The organism is Bradyrhizobium sp. SZCCHNRI1029, from assembly GCF_032487555.1.
Taxonomy (GTDB): domain Bacteria; phylum Pseudomonadota; class Alphaproteobacteria; order Rhizobiales; family Xanthobacteraceae; genus Bradyrhizobium.
In genome coordinates, this window is record NZ_JAUEUK010000003.1 from 127,517 (window position 1) to 142,678 (window position 15,162).

Consider the following 15,162-nt stretch of genomic DNA (forward strand, 5'->3'; position numbering starts at 1 on the left):
TCCTGAAGATGGTGCGGCGGGCCGCGGCCGCCGCCGTCGTTTTGACAGCGGGTATGACCGCCTCGCCGGGACACGCCGATCCGGGCCCCTTCACCGGCATGGCCGGAACGTGGGGCGGCAGCGGCACGGTTGCCCTTGAGGACGGCTCAACCGAGCGTATCCGGTGCCGGGCCAATTACGGCGTCTCGGGACCGCGGATGACGCTCGTCCTGACCTGCGCAAGCGATGCCTACAAGTTCGGGCTGCAGGCCGAGGTGATCGCCGAGGGCTCGGCCATCTCGGGGACCTGGAGTGAGACCAGCCGCGGCATCAATGGCGTGCTGCAGGGCCGTGGCGGCGGCGGCAACTTCCAGCTGCTCGCGACCACCGCCGGCTTCAACGCCAACATCGCGCTCGCCACCCGCGGCAAGAGGCAGTCCGTGTCGATCCGGGCCGACAGCCAGTTCCGCGCAGCCAACATTTCACTGTCGCGGTGATCTCGATCAACCGCCACGCTTGGCGCCGGGGATTGCACCTGCGGAGGGCGCCGGAGCAAGCTGCGCGGCGGTGCGCTTGATGGTCTTGGCGACCAGCAGCGCCTGCTCCCGCGTCATGGCGAAGTCCTGCACACCTTTATGGGTGGTCAGCGACAGCACCATGAGATGAGGCTCCCGCTCCGGCCAGCCGGTGGCAAAGGCGGTCACGAAGTCGGCTGAAGCGGCGCGTTCGGTCATGTCGTGTCTCTGGCTGCCTTGGGCTGTATCGCGGCGGTCGCTTTAGGACGAAACACAGCCACACTCCACGTTTTTCTCGATGACACGCGTCCGTCGCGAGCAAAGCCTGCAGCGGCGTTGGTGCACTGCACCGTTGATTTCATTTGCATTGCTCTGCACGCGAGGTGATACAGCCCGCCTTCGCCGCCCTCCTCCCTCTCCCCGCCACCTCATGAATCGTCCCGCTTCGAAACTGATCGCCGCACTGTGGATGACGGGCTGGCTCAGCCTGATGCTGGTGATGGCGGTGGCCGGACGCGAAGCCATGCGCGAGCTCAACGTGTTCGAGCTGATGGAGCTGCGCTGCCTGATCGGCCTGGTGATGCTGTCGCCGGTCATCGCATTTAGCGGCGGCTTTGCCAGGCTGCGCACCTCGCGCCTCAAGCAGCACGCGGCGCGCAACCTCGTCCATTACGGCGCGCAGCTTGGCTGGTTCTTCGCGCTCACCTTGATCCCGATCGGCCAGGTGGTGGCAATCGAGTTCACGATGCCGATCTGGACGGCGCTGCTGGCGGCGGCCTTCCTCGGCGAGCGCATCACCCTGTTCAAGCTGGCGGCGATCGGGCTCGGCCTCGTCGGCGTCGTCGTGATCGTCCGCCCGGATACCGGGGCGATCAATCCGGGACAGCTCATCGCGCTGGCCGCCGCGGTCGGCTTCGGTATCTCGATCGCGCTGGTCAAGCTGCTGACGCGCACCGAACCCACCGTGTCGATCATCTTCTGGATGCTGGTGGTGCAATCCATCGCCGGCCTCATCCCTTCGCTCGTATTCTGGACGCCGCCCTCGGCCGCGACCTGGGGCTGGATCCTCCTCGTCGCCTTCTGTGGGACCTTCTCGCATTTCTGCATGACGCGGGCGCTGCTCTACGCCGACGCCACCATCGTGGTGCCCATGGATTTTCTCCGCGTTCCGCTGACCGCCACCGTCGGCTGGCTGGTCTATGCGGAGCGTCTCGACGGATTGACCGTGGTCGGCGCTGCGTTGATTCTCGCCGGAAACCTGCTGAACCTGCGTCCGCCGCAGCCTCGGGCCGTGCCGATGGGCAGTTCGGCTGGGACCTGAGGCGCCGGGGAGCCCTCAAGCGGCGTGATCCGGATCACGGAACCGGCGCGCTACACGCGATCGTCGTGGATCGGGCGCAACACCCGCGAACTGGTTTGTGGCGGAAGCGTGATTTTTTGCCCGGGAACAAGACTTTTCGCGCCGATCCGCGACAAATGCTGCAGTGAACGCTTCGCTTGATCGTTGGGGGATCTCCTGATGCGCTATCTCACCGTCGCCCTGTCCCTGCTCTGCATGGTGCTGACCGCTGAAGCCGCCAAGGCCGACCGCCGCGTCGCCTTCGTCGTCGGAAACGGCGCCTATAAGAGCGTGGCTCAACTGCCGAACCCGCCGGTCGACGCCAAGGCCATGGCGGCCACCCTGCGCAACGTCGGCTTCGACGTCGTCGAGGGCACCAATCTCACGCGCGACAAGATGACCGAGAAGCTGCTCGATTTCGGTCGCAAGGCGCAGGGCGCCGACATCGCGGTGTTCTATTACGCCGGGCACGGCATCGCCATTGCGGGCACCAACTACCTGCTGCCGGTCGACGCCGACCTGAAGTCGGAAATGGACGTCAAGCTGGGCTCAGCCATCAATATCGACGTGACGCTCGACCAGACGATGGGGGACGCCAAGGTCAAGCTGGTGTTCCTCGATGCCTGCCGCGACAATCCGTTCGCCGCCAAGATCAAGTCGAACTCGCCAACCCGCAGCGTGTCGGTGCAGACCGGTCTGGCCGAGATGAAGTCCGGCGAGGGCACGCTGATCGCGTTCGCCACCGGCCCGGGCCAGACCGCCCTCGACGGCGAGGCCGGCGCCAACAGCCCGTTCACCCGCGCGCTGATCTCGCACATCGCCCAGCCCGGCGTCGAGATTCAGCAGGCCATGACCGCCGTGCGCGCCCAGGTCAATGAGGAGACCAGCAAGGGCCAATTGCCCTGGGGGCATACCAACCTGATCGGCGCGGTCTACCTCAACCCGGCGGCTGCCCCCGCTGCAACGGCCGCCACGGCCGGCACGACGCCGGCCGTCGCGACGGCCACCGTGACCGCAGGCGAAGCCGAGCTCGAATTCTGGCGCTCGGTGAAGGACTCCAACAAGCCGGAAGAGCTCAACGCCTATCTCTCGACCTACCCGAACGGGCAGTTCAAGTCGCTGGCGATGGCGCGCATCGCCGCGATCGAGAGCGGGGCCATCAACACCGCCACCCGCAACGTCGCCAAGGGCGTCGATCCCGCCACCTACACCGAGGAAGGCACTCAGGTCAGCGAGGATCAGATCGGCCTCGACAAGACCAAGCGCCGCGACGTGCAGCGGCGGCTGACCGGTCTTGGCTTCGACACCAAGATGACGGGCGTGTTCGACGACCAGACCCGCGGCGTCATGAAGCGCTGGCAGGCGGCCCGAGGCTATCCGTCGACCGGATTCCTGACCAAGCTGCAGCACAAGGCGCTGCTGGCAGAGCCGCAGCCGGCGCCGGCGACCGCCGCAGTCGGCGATGAGGCCAGGCCGCGCCGCGCCAAGCCGGCGGGCAACGTCGCGGCCGGCGGCCCGCCGCCGCAGGGTGCGCCGGTCTATCGCAATCCGCCGCCGCAGGACAACGCGGGCAACGCCGCCGGCGCCGCCTTCATCGGTGGCATGATGGGCGGTGTGCTCGGCAGCGCGCTCCGCCGGTAAACGTCTTCGTCTTTCCCGCGTAAAAAAAGCCCGGAGCACGAGCTCCGGGCTTGTTCGTTAGAATGCAGCCGGCCCTCAGAGCCCTGCCGCCTTGCGCAGCGCCGCATTGATGCGGTCCTGCCAGCCCGGCCCTTCGGACTGAAAGTGCTCGAGAACGTCCTGGTCGATCCGCAACGTCACCTGCTCGCGCACGCCAGGAACCGCCGCCTTCTTCGGCGGCGCCTCCACCGGCTTGGTGGTCACCTTCTTGAACGCGGCCTCGGCCTCGGTACGGGCGTCAGCGAGCGTGCGGGGCCGCCGCGGCTGGTCGGCCATGGTCAGATCCCCTCGAACAGTGCGGTGGACAGATAACGTTCGGAGAACGAGGGCACGATCGCCAGGATCGTCTTGCCCGCGCTTTCCGGTCGCTTGCCGATCTCGATCGCGGCCGCAATCGCCGCGCCCGAGGAGATACCGCCGGGAATGCCCTCGTTGCGGGCCAGCGCGCGCGAGGTCTCGATGGCGGTGGTGCTGTTGATCTTGACGATCTCGTCGATCACGGACCGGTCGAGAATGTCGGGCACGAAGCCGGCGCCGATGCCCTGGATCTTGTGCGGCGAGTGCTGGCCGCCCGACAGCACCGGGCTCTCCTCCGGCTCGACCGCGACCACCTTGATGCCGGGCTTGCGCGACTTCAGCACCTGGCCCACGCCGGTGATGGTGCCGCCGGTGCCGACGCCCGCGACGAACACGTCGATATTGCCCGCCGTGTCGTTCCAGATCTCCTCGGCGGTGGTGCGGCGATGGATGTCCGGGTTTGCGAGGTTCTTGAACTGCTGCGGCATCACCGAGTTCGGCGTCGTCCGCAACAGCTCCTCGGCGGTGGCGATGGCGCCTTTCATGCCCTGCGACGCCGGCGTCAGCACGATCTCGGCGCCGAGGAACGCGAGCATCTTGCGCCGCTCCACCGACATCGACTCCGGCATCACCAGCTTCAGCTTGTAGCCGCGCGCCGCAGCAACGAAGGCCAGCGCGATGCCGGTATTGCCCGAGGTCGGCTCGATCAGCACGGTGTCGGGCTTGATCACGCCGGCCTGCTCCATCGCCAGGATCATGCCGACGCCTATCCGATCCTTCACGCTCGCGGCGGGATTGAAGTATTCCAGCTTGGCGAGGATGGTCGCCTTGACGCCATTTTGCTCCGGCAGCTTTCGCAACCGCACAATCGGCGTATTGCCGAACGCGTCGACAATTGAATCAAATACGCGCCCGCGTCCGGGACGCTGTGCTGACGACTCCATGAAATCACTCCTCTGCGCGCCCCGCGCGACGTCGACAACGATTCCGACCATCTTCAGCGAGCCTGTTGCGCTGCGCAAGCACGTTTGCGCGATCTTAGGACGATCGCGGCGCACAACAAGTCGTGGCTAAATTGCGAAAAACCAACGCATTTGTGTTGCGACAAGGTCAATAAACTCGGTGTATGCTTGATTTCAGCCGGACGAAGATTCACGGTGCAGGTCGACTGCAACCCGGGCGGACATCAGCAAGATGTCATCTTCGGAGTGATACAATCGGGGCGTTCGTGCCAAACGACAGCACCGTTGTAGAATAGACATAAGAACAGACCACCCAAACAAACTCTTTGTGTGACGGACTTGATATCCGCGAAAGTTGGACTCGTCGGAATAGACCCGTTCGAACGCGACTCGTTCGAAATCGACCCTTTTCGAAATTGACGTCGTTCAAGCAGAGATCGCCAACAAAGAGATCGTCCAGGAGGTCAATATGTCAGCACTCGCTGATCTCGTGTCGACCGCAACCGCACGCCCGAATCCTCGCGGCTGCGATCTGCCGACATGCCCGGTCTGCTCCGACTCCATGATTGCCGCGGAGGCGTCGGCATATTTGGCTGACAATGCGATCAGCTATCTCTGGACCTGCGACACCTGCGGCTATGGCTTCGTCACCAAGCACTCCGTGAAAAGCCGCTTCGTGTGCAACTGAACGGTCTGCAACTGAACGGCGCCAGGGCGAGAGAGTTCCGCGACGTGATGTCGCGGCCGTTCCGTCGCTAAGGATAACGCGACCGTCGGGCAGGTCGGCAATGCATGATCAGCACAATTTCAAGAGGGCCGGCGCATAGGGCCGGGCTCACAACGAGCTGGCGGCCTTCACCTGAAGCGGCCGTCAGCCGGCGCGCGGGGCGATGTCGCCGCCCGCCCAATCGGCCTTGGTGCGCTCGTAGAATTCCGTGAAGCGCCCTTGTGCGATCGCCGCGCGCATCCCGGCCATCAATTGCTGGAAGTAGGCAATGTTGATTTCCGACAGCAGCGTGGCGCCGAGCGCCTCGCCGGCCTTGATCAGATGATGCAGATAGGCGCGGGCATAGCTGCGCGCCGCCGGCCACGGGCTCTCCTCATCCAGCGGCCTGTCATCATCGGCATGACGCGCATTGCGCAGGTTCACCGGCCCGAAGCGTGTGTAGGCGACGCCGTGGCGGCCGTTGCGGGTCGGCAGCACGCAGTCGAACATGTCGATGCCGCGCCGGACCGACTCCAGGAGATCGTCAGGCGTGCCGACGCCCATCAGGTAGCGCGGACGGTCGGCCGGCAGCACCGGCGCGGTCGCCTCGATCATCTCGAGCATGACCGCCTGCGGCTCGCCGACGGCCAGGCCGCCGATCGCATAGCCATGGAAGCCGATGTCGACCAGCGCCTGCGCGCTGGCGACGCGCAGTGCGGGCACATCGCCGCCCTGCACGATGCCGAACAGCATGTAGCCTGCCGGCGCACTCTCGAACGCGCGGCGGCAGCGTTCGGCCCAGCGCAGCGACAGCCGCATCGCGCGCTCGATATCGTCGCGCTCGGCCGGCAGCCGCACGCATTCGTCGAGCTGCATCGCGACGTCGGAGTTGAGCAGGCGCTGCACCTCGATGGCGCGCTCCGGTGACAGCTCGATTTTCGCGCCGTCGATGTGCGAGCGGAACGTCACCGCCTGCTCGGTCACCTTGCGTAAACCCGACAGCGACATCACCTGGAAGCCGCCGGAATCGGTCAGCATCGGCCCGCCCCAGCCGGTGAAGCGCTGCAGGCCGCCGAGCGCGGCGATGCGCTCCGCCGTGGGCCGCAGCATCAGGTGATAGGTGTTGCCGAGCACGATGTCGGCGCCGGCCTCGCGGACGTCGCGCCAGTGGATGCCCTTCATGGCGCCGGCGGTGCCGACCGGCATGAAGGCCGGGGTGCGGACCACGCCATGCGGCGTCGTCAGCCGGCCGGTGCGGGCCGCGCCGTCATTGCCGAGCAGTTCGAAATGGTTGGGAAGGTCGCTGGCCGAGGAGCTCATGGCCGGCTTATTGCGTCAGGATGGCCCCCGATTCAACCGCGATGGCGCCGTTTTCGTCCATTTCGGCCGTTGACGGCGGTTCCGACCGCCCCTATGGTCCCGCGCCATGTCGATCTCGACCAAACGCACGACGAAAACCACCAAGCCCACGAGGGCCTCGGGAGGCGTGCGCGCGTAGTCGAACTCGATTGCGACCATCTTCGAACCGAAGCCCCGCCTGATGAAGGTCCGGGGCTTTTTTATTGCCCGAATTTCAACCGGAGACTTGAGACGTGTCCCACGATCCCACCATTGCCATCGTCGGCGTGACCGGCGCCGTTGGCGCCGAATTCATCGCCACCCTGGACCGCCGCAACGTCCGCGTCGGCCAGCTCAAGGCGCTGGCGAGCGCCCGCTCGGCCGGCCAGACCCTGACCTTCCGCGGCCAGACCACCGTGATCGAGGAGCTGACCGAACGCTCCTTCGAGGGCGTCGACATCGCGCTGTTCTCGGCCGGCGGCGGCATTTCCAAGAAGTTCGCGCCGATCGCCGTGCGCTCCGGCGCCGTCGTGGTGGACAATTCCTCGGCCTTCCGCATGGATCCGAACGTGCCGCTGGTGATCCCGGAGATCAACGCCCGCCGAATCCGCGACCACAAGGGCATCATCGCCAATCCAAACTGCGCGGCCATCACGGCGCTGGTGCCGCTGTGGCCGATCCATCAGAAGAATCGCATCAAGCGCGTGATCATCTCGACCTATCAGGCCGCCAGCGGCGCCGGTGCGGCGGCGATGGACGAGCTGGTGCAGTCGACCCGCGCGAGCCTCAACGGCCAGGTCTACGCGCCCAAGGTGATGCCGCATCCGTTCGCCTTCAACCTGTTCAGCCACAACACCGCCATCGATCCCGAGACCGGCTACAACGACGAGGAAACCAAGGTCATCAACGAGACCCGCAAGATCTTTGAGGACGAAGGCATCGCCATCGGCGTCACCTGCGTCCGCGTGCCGGTGCTGCGCGCCCATTGTGAATCCATCAACTTCGAATGCGAGAAGCCGATCTCGGAGGACGACGTCCGCCGCATCCTGGCGACCGCGCCCGGCGTGCGCGTGGTCGACGACCGCGCCAAGAACTACTTCCCGATGCCCGTCGACGCCTCCGGCCAGGACGACGTGCTGGTCGGTCGCATCCGCAAGGATCTGTCCGATCCGTCAGGCCACTCGATCGCGATGTTCGTTGCCGCCGATCAGCTGCTCAAGGGCGCTGCGCTCAATGCGGTGCAGATCGCCGAGCTCCTGCCCGAGCGGGCGATGGCGTAGCTCTCAGGGCGAACTTGCAGGGTGGGCCTTTTGCCCACCCTACGGCTCGACGATGCGCTCGTCTGGCTGACGAAACAACAGGCACGCATCGCCATACGAATAGAAGCGATAGCCGCTGCGGATCGCATGCGCATAGGCCGCGTGCATCGTCTCCAAGCCGGCGAAGGCTGAGACCAGCATGAACAGCGTCGAGCGCGGCAGATGGAAGTTGGTCATCAGGATATCGACCGCGCGGAAGCGATAGCCGGGCGTAATGAAGATCGACGTCTCCGCCTCGAACGGCGCGATCGTGCCGTCGGGCTGCGCCGCGCTCTCCACGAGCCGCAGCGACGTCGTGCCGACCGCGACGATGCGGCCGCCCTTGGCGCGCGCCTCGTTCAATGCGGCCGCCGTGTCCGGCGTGAGACTACCCCACTCCGCATGCATGCGGTGGCCTTCGGTGTCATCGACCTTCACGGGCAGGAACGTGCCGGCGCCGACATGCAGGGTGACACGCTGCAGCCCGACGCCACGCTCGCGCAGCCGCTGCTCCAGCGTCGGCGTGAAATGCAGCCCAGCCGTCGGCGCAGCCACCGCGCCCTCTTTGGCCGCGAACATGGTCTGATAGTCTGTCGCGTCCTGCTCGTCTGCGGGCCGCTTGCCGGCGATGTAGGGCGGCAGCGGCGGCCGGCCGAGATCGGCGATCGCTTGGTCGAGCGCTGGCCCATGGAACACAAAGGACAGCGTCAGCTCGCCCTCCTCGCCCTTGGCCTCGACGGTGGCGTCGAGATGGCCGAGCAGGCAGACCTTGCCCTCGTTGCCGAACCGGATCGTATCGCCTGGCGCGAGCTTCTTGGCGGGCCGCACCAGCGCCTGCCAGCGCGAGCCGTCGAGGCGCTTGATCAGGGTCGCCTCGATCTTCGCCTCGGTCTCGCGGCTGATGCGCCGACCGGACAGCTGCGCCGCGATCACCTTGGTGTCGTTGACGACGAGCTGATCACCGGGCTCCAGCCAGTCCGGCAGGTCGGCGACCGTGCGGTCGCGTAGGACACCGTCGCCTTGCACCACCAGCATGCGCGCGGACTCGCGCGGGCTCGCCGGGCGGAGCGCGATGTTTTCGGGGGGAAGACGGAAATCGAACAGGTCGGTGCGCATCGTCGTTCTGGGACGACCATCGGCCCTTCATCCCGGGACGCGTGCGACAGCACGCGTCGCGAAGGATGAAGGCCCGACTGTCTGCCTCATGGTGCGAGACGCGTGCTGCGCACGCGCCTCACCGTGAGGATCGCAAAGTCTAAGCCGCGTCGGCGGCCATGTAGGCCTTCACGATCTTGTCCGGGTTCTGCACCGGCTCGCCGCGCTTGATCTTGTCGACGTTCTCCATGCCCTCGGTGACCTTGCCCCAGACCGTGTACTGCTTGTCCAGGAAGCGGGCGTCGTCGAAGCAGATGAAGAACTGGCTGTCGCCAGAATCAGGATTGGCCGCACGCGCCATCGAGGCGGTGCCACGAACATGCGGCTCGGCGTTGAACTCGGCCTTCAGCTTCTTGCCGGAGCCGCCGGTGCCAGTGCCCTGCGGGCAGCCGGTCTGCGCCATGAAGCCGTCGATGACGCGGTGGAAGACGATGCCGTCGTAGAAGCCCTCGCGGACGAGCTCCTTGATGCGCGCGACATGGCCGGGCGCGAGATCGGGACGCATCTCGATCGTGACGGGGCCCTGAGTGGTCTCGAGGATCAAGGTATTTTCGGTCACAGCCATTCTGGTCTCTCGGTTTTTGTAGAATTGACGGGGGTCAGGACAAAGCAAATCCTGGGTCTGAAATGTCGCGGCGCCTTCCCATGTGCGGCCGTCACCCCTCCTGACGGCAATCCGAGCACGACGAGGCCCGCGATGCTGGCCCAGAATAGACCCAATGCGCTTAAAGCTGAAGCCACCGGCCCTGTCGATGTGACGGGGCGGCAGAATCGGCATGCCTCCGCGACGTGGCAAAAGGTTCCTTAAGGCTCGGGGGAACCCGGGCGCGAGACCCGGGCATGCCCCCGCTCTGCCTGCCTACTTGATGTCCGAGGCGACCTGAACCTTCACCATCTTGTCCGGATCGGTGACGGCACCGCCCGACGAGCCCGGAGGCGCCTTCTTGAGCTTGTCGACGACGTCCATGCCCTGCACGACCTCGCCGATCACGGTGTATTGGCCGTTGAGGAAGGACGCATCGCCGAAGCAGATGAAGAACTGCGAGTTGGCAGAATCGACGCTATCGCCCCGACGCGCCATGCCGACGGTGCCGCGCTTGAACGGCGTGCTCGAAAACTCCTGCTTCAGGTTCGGGTACTTCGAGCCGCCGGTGCCATTGAAGTTCTGGCCGTCGCCGGTCTGCGCCATGAAGCCGTCCATGACGCGGTGGAACGGCACGTTGTTGTAGAAGCCCTCGCGCGCCAGCGTCTTCAGTCGCTCGGCATGCTGTGGCGCCAGATCGGTGCGCAGCTTGATGATGATGCGGCCCTTGGTGGTGTCGATGACCAGGGCATTCTGCTTGTCGAGGCCGGCAGGCAGCGACTGGGCCAGCGCCGGCAATGCGAACACGAGAGCAAAGACGAAGGCGAGAGCGCGGATCATGGCAACTCCGATGACATGAGACGATGAGGAGAGGAAGGCACCGCCGGAAGCGGCCGGTGCCCGAAGGATCACTTGAACTTGGCCTTGAGACTTTCGGCCACCGACGGAGGCACGAAATGCGAGATCTCGCCGCCCATGGCGGCGATCTGGCGAACCAGCGTGGCCGCGATCGGACGGACACCCACCGAGGCTGGAACGAACACCGTCTGGACCTGCGGTGCCATGGTCTGGTTCATGCCGGCCAACTGCATCTCGTAGTCGAAATCGGTACCGTCGCGCAGGCCCCGGATCATCATGATCGCACCGGCCTTTTGCGCGGCGGTGACGGTCAGATTGTCGTAGGTCGAAGCCTCGAAGCCGCAGCCCGCCGCGGCTGCGACGGGACCGAAGATCTCGTGCGCCATCGCCAGCCGCTCCTCGGTCGAGAACAGCGGCTTCTTGCCGTGATGCACGCCGACCGCGACGATCAGGCGATCGCAGAGATGAACGGCCTGCCGGACCACATCGAGATGGCCGTTGGTGACGGGATCGAACGAGCCCGGATAGAGCGCAATGCGTTGCATGCGCCCGTCCTATACCGCCCGGAACAGGCCGGCAAGCCGCCGTCAGGCCCGCTGGCGTGGCTGTGATGGGCAAAGAGCGGCCGAGAGGCCGCACCGCAATGAAATGGGTTGCGACACCGGGGAGCCGGAACTGTGGTCGGCTACCGCGATTGTTTCATCGGAACTCGGGACACGAAACACGCTCGCGCCGAGACGAAACCAATTCGCCCGTTCCGCGAAGACGTCTCGAAACCCGAACTGATTATCAAATCCTTAACGAACAACGGGCCGAACGGCCCAGACAGGGGACCGTCATGATCAAAGCGCTATCTGCAGTCGCAGCGGCCGGCTTGGTGGCTGCCGGCATCACCCTCCTGCCCGGCTTCGCTCCTCAGGTCGAAGCCAGCGTGCCGCGTCCGCTCGCCAAGGCGGACCGCCTGGACATTCGACCGATCGGCCGCGACTGCTCACAGCAGGCCTGGCCGAACTTCGAAGCGGGCTGCCTGCGCAGCGCCGGAACCAGAGGAACGGTCCGCGAGGCCAGGATGGTCTCCGTCGAGCGGACGGAGTAAGCGAATAGCTGCTCACTATTCGTCGGTCGCGCCTTCACTCGCCATTTGCCTGCTCGCTGGCCCCGTTGCCGTTCTCGGCCTCCTCGCCGATATGCTCCACCGACACGACATGCTCATCATCGGCGGTGTCGAACACGATGACGCCCTGGGTCGAGCGTCCCGCGATGCGGATGCCGTCGACGGGGCAACGGATCAACTGCCCCTTGTCCGTCACCAGCATGATCTGATCGCCATCCTCGACCGGGAATGAGGCGACGAGCTTGCCGTTGCGGTTGTTGACGGACATCGCGACGATGCCTTTGCCGCCGCGGCCGGTGGTGCGGTACTCGTAGGACGAGGTGCGCTTGCCGTAGCCGTTGACCGAGACGGTCAGCACCACCTGCTCCTGCGCCGACATCTCGACATAGCGTTCCTGCGACAGCTGGATCGCGCCAGCGGCCGCCTCCTCGCCCTCGGTCTCGACCGGCTCCTCGGTGGCAGCATCGCCCGACATCGCCCGGCGCATCTTCAAGTACGCGGTACGCTCGTCCGAGGTCGTTTCGACATGGCGCAGGATCGACAGCGAAATCACCTTGTCGCCGCCGGCGAGCGCGATGCCGCGCACGCCCATCGAGGTCCGCCCGGTGAAGACGCGCACGTCGGTGACGGGGAATCGGATGCACTGCCCGCCCGACGCCGTGAGCAGCACGTCGTCACGCTCGGTGCAGATCTGCACGTTGACGATCTCCTCGCCCTCGTCGAGCTTCATCGCGATGATGCCGGAGCGGCGCACGTCGACGAAATCCGACAGCTTGTTGCGGCGGACGTTGCCGCCGGTGGTGGCGAACATCACGTCGAGATTGGCCCAGGAGGATTCATCCTCCGGCAGCGGCATGATCGTGGTGATGCGCTCGCCCTGCTCCAGCGGCAGGATGTTGATCAGCGCCTTGCCGCGCCCGTTGGGCGCCGCGATCGGCAGCCGCCAGACCTTCTCCTTGTAGACCTGGCCGCGCGACGAGAAGAACAGCACCGGCGTGTGCGTGGAGGCCACGAACAGCCGGCTGACGAAATCCTCCTCGCGCGTCTGCATGCCCGAGCGGCCCTTGCCGCCGCGGCGCTGCGCCCGATAGGCCGACAGCGGCACGCGCTTGGTGTAGCCGGCATGCGACACGGTCACGACCATGTCCTCGCGCTGGATCAGGTCCTCGTCCTCGACCTCGCCTTCCTGCTCGGCGATCACGGTGCGGCGCGGCGTGCCGAACTCCGCCTTGATCGCGGCGAGCTCGTCCTTGATGATCCCCTGCACCCGCGCCCGCGAGCGCAGGATGTCGAGATAGTCGTTGATCTCGACCTTGAGCTTGTCGAGCTCATCGGAAATCTCTTCACGGCCGAGCGCGGTCAGGCGCTGCAGACGCAGGTCGAGAATCGCCTTGGCCTGCTCGAACGACAGCCGGATGGTGCCGTCCTCGGCGAGGCGATGACGCGGATCGTCGATCAGCGTGATGATGGCCTCGACGTCGCGCGCCGGCCAGTCGCGCGACATCAACGCCTCGCGCGCGGACGCAGGATCGGGCGAGGTCCTGATGACCCGGATGACCTCGTCGATATTGGCCACGGCCACGGCGAGACCGACCAGGATGTGGGCGCGGTCGCGCGCCTTGTTGAGCAGGAACTTCGTCCTGCGCGTGACGACACGCTCGCGGAACGCGACGAAGATCGTCAGCAGGTCCTTCAACGTCATCGTCTGCGGGCGGCCGCCGTCGAGCGCCAGCATGTTGGCGGCGAAGCTCGTCTGCAGCGGCGTGAACTTGTAGAGCTGGTTGAGCACGACGTCCGGCACGGCGTCGCGCTTCAGCTCGACGACGACCCGGTAGCCGTCGCGATCGCTCTCGTCGCGCAGGTCGGCAACGCCTTCGACCTTCTTCTCGCGCACCAATTCGGCGATGCGCTCGACCATCGTGGCCTTGTTCACCTGGTAGGGAATCTCGGAGATGATGATCGCCTCGCGATCCTTGCGGATCGTGTCGATCGTCACCTTGCCGCGCATCATGATCGAGCCGCGGCCCAGATGATAGGCCGAGCGGACGCCGGCGCGTCCAAGAATGATGCCCCCGGTCGGGAAATCCGGGCCCGGAATGATGTTGATGAGTTCGTCGATCGTGAGCGTGGGATTGTCGATCAGCGCGATGCAGGCATCGATCACCTCGCCGAGATTGTGCGGCGGGATGTTGGTGGCCATGCCGACCGCGATGCCGCCGGCGCCATTGACCAGCAGATTCGGATATTTGGCCGGAAGAACCGACGGTTCCTTGTCCGAATTGTCGTAGTTCGGCTGGAAGTCGACGGTATCCTTGTCGATGTCGTCGAGCAGCGGGATCGCCGACTTCGCGAGCTTCGCTTCGGTGTATCGGTAGGCGGCCGGCGGATCGCCGTCGACGGAGCCGAAATTGCCCTGGCCGTCGATCAGCGGCACGCGCATCGAGAAGTCCTGCGCCATGCGCACCATGGCGTCGTAGATCGACTGGTCGCCATGCGGATGGTATTTACCGATGACGTCACCGACCACGCGCGCGGACTTGACGTATTTCTTGTCGGGCGTGTGCCCCTGCTCGTACATCGAATAGAGGATGCGCCGATGCACCGGCTTCAGGCCGTCGCGCGCATCGGGCAGCGCTCGCGACACGATCACGCTCATCGCGTAATCGAGGTAGGAGCGCTTCATCTCATCGAGGATGGAGACGGGACGAATGTCGGAAGGTCCGCCCGGCTCGCCGGGCTTCTCATCTTCTTTATCGGACAAAGGGGATACCGGTCGGTTTTGACACGCGAAAATCGCTTAGAATCATATAGCGCAGGAGCGTGCCGCAGGCCACCCCCAAGGCGATCCGAAGAGCGCTTTTTCTGCTCGCCTTTCCAGTCACTTAACCGGTTGCCGCGGCCGCCCATGGCAGGCTCCGGGAACCGTCTTCGGCTACGGCCCGAAGACGACCTTGTGCATGATGCGTCCCGGCAGCAGCGTGAACAGTCCGGCGATCACCAGGGCGCCGGAAAACAGCATGATCATGGCCCGGCGATGGGCCGCCACCCGGTGCCGGTGCGCAGCCCACACCGCCAGCGGCAGCACGGCCAGCGTGTAGATCGACAGCAGGTGGATCGGGCTCCATGGACCGACCAACCGGATGGTGTGAATCCAGAACGAACTGGCTGCAACGGCAACCATGAGCGCGACCCAGATCCAGCCGACCGTTCGATGCGGCACGGTCCCCTTCGGGGCGGCGAACTGAACGAGCCCGAGCGCGAACGCCGTCATCGCGGCGACGGCGTGCAGCTGGACGGCGGGCTCGGCGTCGAGCAGCGGCGCGAAGCTCATGGCAGCC

The 15,162-nt window shown here is 65.7% G+C and carries 16 protein-coding genes; 6 read left to right on the forward strand and 10 right to left on the reverse strand.

What is annotated here, in order from left to right:
• The first annotated feature begins 8 nt into the window (after window positions 1-8).
• On the forward strand, window positions 9-476 hold the full coding sequence (locus QW861_RS09700; RefSeq protein ID WP_409977878.1) for a hypothetical protein: 468 nt from the start codon (window positions 9-11) through the stop codon (window positions 474-476).
• Between the two features lie 6 nt (window positions 477-482).
• On the opposite strand, the gene QW861_RS09705 is transcribed toward QW861_RS09700, so the two are convergent.
• A complete protein-coding gene (locus tag QW861_RS09705) occupies window positions 483-713 on the reverse strand; it encodes a hypothetical protein (protein ID WP_315711788.1) in 231 nt (76 codons plus the stop codon).
• Window positions 714-924: 211 nt separating this feature from the next.
• Here QW861_RS09705 and QW861_RS09710 point away from each other — a divergent pair, with 211 nt between their 5' ends.
• Window positions 925-1,815, forward strand: coding sequence for a DMT family transporter (locus QW861_RS09710; protein WP_315751044.1), 891 nt, complete (start codon window positions 925-927; stop codon window positions 1,813-1,815).
• Between the two features lie 198 nt (window positions 1,816-2,013).
• Complete coding sequence (locus QW861_RS09715; RefSeq protein ID WP_315711785.1) at window positions 2,014-3,474, forward strand: caspase family protein; 1,461 nt, start codon at window positions 2,014-2,016, stop codon at window positions 3,472-3,474.
• Between the two features lie 75 nt (window positions 3,475-3,549).
• Here the strand turns inward: QW861_RS09715 and QW861_RS09720 are convergent, their stop codons facing one another.
• Complete coding sequence (locus QW861_RS09720; RefSeq protein WP_315711784.1) at window positions 3,550-3,789, reverse strand: BrnA antitoxin family protein; 240 nt, start codon at window positions 3,787-3,789, stop codon at window positions 3,550-3,552.
• Between the two features lie 2 nt (window positions 3,790-3,791).
• Window positions 3,792-4,754, reverse strand: coding sequence for a cysteine synthase A (gene cysK / locus QW861_RS09725; protein ID WP_315751043.1), 963 nt, complete (start codon window positions 4,752-4,754; stop codon window positions 3,792-3,794).
• Between the two features lie 487 nt (window positions 4,755-5,241).
• Between cysK and QW861_RS09730 the strand changes: the two genes are divergently transcribed.
• A complete protein-coding gene (locus QW861_RS09730; RefSeq protein WP_315751042.1) occupies window positions 5,242-5,460 on the forward strand; it encodes a hypothetical protein in 219 nt (72 codons plus the stop codon).
• A gap of 183 nt (window positions 5,461-5,643) precedes the next feature.
• On the opposite strand, the gene tgt is transcribed toward QW861_RS09730, so the two are convergent.
• On the reverse strand, window positions 5,644-6,798 hold the full coding sequence (gene tgt / locus QW861_RS09735) for a tRNA guanosine(34) transglycosylase Tgt (protein ID WP_315751041.1): 1,155 nt from the start codon (window positions 6,796-6,798) through the stop codon (window positions 5,644-5,646).
• Between the two features lie 272 nt (window positions 6,799-7,070).
• Between tgt and QW861_RS09740 the strand changes: the two genes are divergently transcribed.
• Window positions 7,071-8,096, forward strand: a complete 1,026-nt coding sequence (locus tag QW861_RS09740) for an aspartate-semialdehyde dehydrogenase (RefSeq protein ID WP_316192965.1) — start codon at window positions 7,071-7,073, stop codon at window positions 8,094-8,096.
• 39 nt (window positions 8,097-8,135) lie between these two features.
• Here the strand turns inward: QW861_RS09740 and queA are convergent, their stop codons facing one another.
• The 4 genes from queA to coaD all read right to left on the reverse strand — a co-directional run bounded on the left by queA (window position 8,136) and on the right by coaD (window position 11,255).
• Window positions 8,136-9,230, reverse strand: coding sequence for a tRNA preQ1(34) S-adenosylmethionine ribosyltransferase-isomerase QueA (gene queA, locus QW861_RS09745; RefSeq protein WP_315751039.1), 1,095 nt, complete (start codon window positions 9,228-9,230; stop codon window positions 8,136-8,138).
• Between the two features lie 139 nt (window positions 9,231-9,369).
• Window positions 9,370-9,834 (reverse strand): peptidylprolyl isomerase, encoded by a 465-nt coding sequence (locus tag QW861_RS09750; protein WP_315799860.1) that lies wholly within the window; start codon window positions 9,832-9,834, stop codon window positions 9,370-9,372.
• A gap of 294 nt (window positions 9,835-10,128) precedes the next feature.
• The gene (locus tag QW861_RS09755) at window positions 10,129-10,692 is read right to left on the reverse strand and encodes a peptidylprolyl isomerase (RefSeq protein WP_315711771.1); all 564 of its coding nucleotides are present in this window, start codon (window positions 10,690-10,692) and stop codon (window positions 10,129-10,131) included.
• Between the two features lie 68 nt (window positions 10,693-10,760).
• On the reverse strand, window positions 10,761-11,255 hold the full coding sequence (coaD, locus tag QW861_RS09760) for a pantetheine-phosphate adenylyltransferase (RefSeq protein ID WP_315827550.1): 495 nt from the start codon (window positions 11,253-11,255) through the stop codon (window positions 10,761-10,763).
• A gap of 293 nt (window positions 11,256-11,548) precedes the next feature.
• Here coaD and QW861_RS09765 point away from each other — a divergent pair, with 293 nt between their 5' ends.
• Window positions 11,549-11,806 (forward strand): hypothetical protein, encoded by a 258-nt coding sequence (locus QW861_RS09765; RefSeq protein WP_315827549.1) that lies wholly within the window; start codon window positions 11,549-11,551, stop codon window positions 11,804-11,806.
• Window positions 11,807-11,840: 34 nt separating this feature from the next.
• Here QW861_RS09765 and gyrA read toward each other — a convergent pair whose 3' ends face one another.
• Together gyrA and QW861_RS09775 are read right to left on the reverse strand one after the other, a co-directional pair.
• Complete coding sequence (gene gyrA, locus QW861_RS09770) at window positions 11,841-14,585, reverse strand: DNA gyrase subunit A (RefSeq protein WP_316192966.1); 2,745 nt, start codon at window positions 14,583-14,585, stop codon at window positions 11,841-11,843.
• Window positions 14,586-14,756: 171 nt separating this feature from the next.
• Window positions 14,757-15,155, reverse strand: coding sequence for a DUF2306 domain-containing protein (locus QW861_RS09775; protein WP_315827547.1), 399 nt, complete (start codon window positions 15,153-15,155; stop codon window positions 14,757-14,759).
• Window positions 15,156-15,162: the final 7 nt, after the last annotated feature.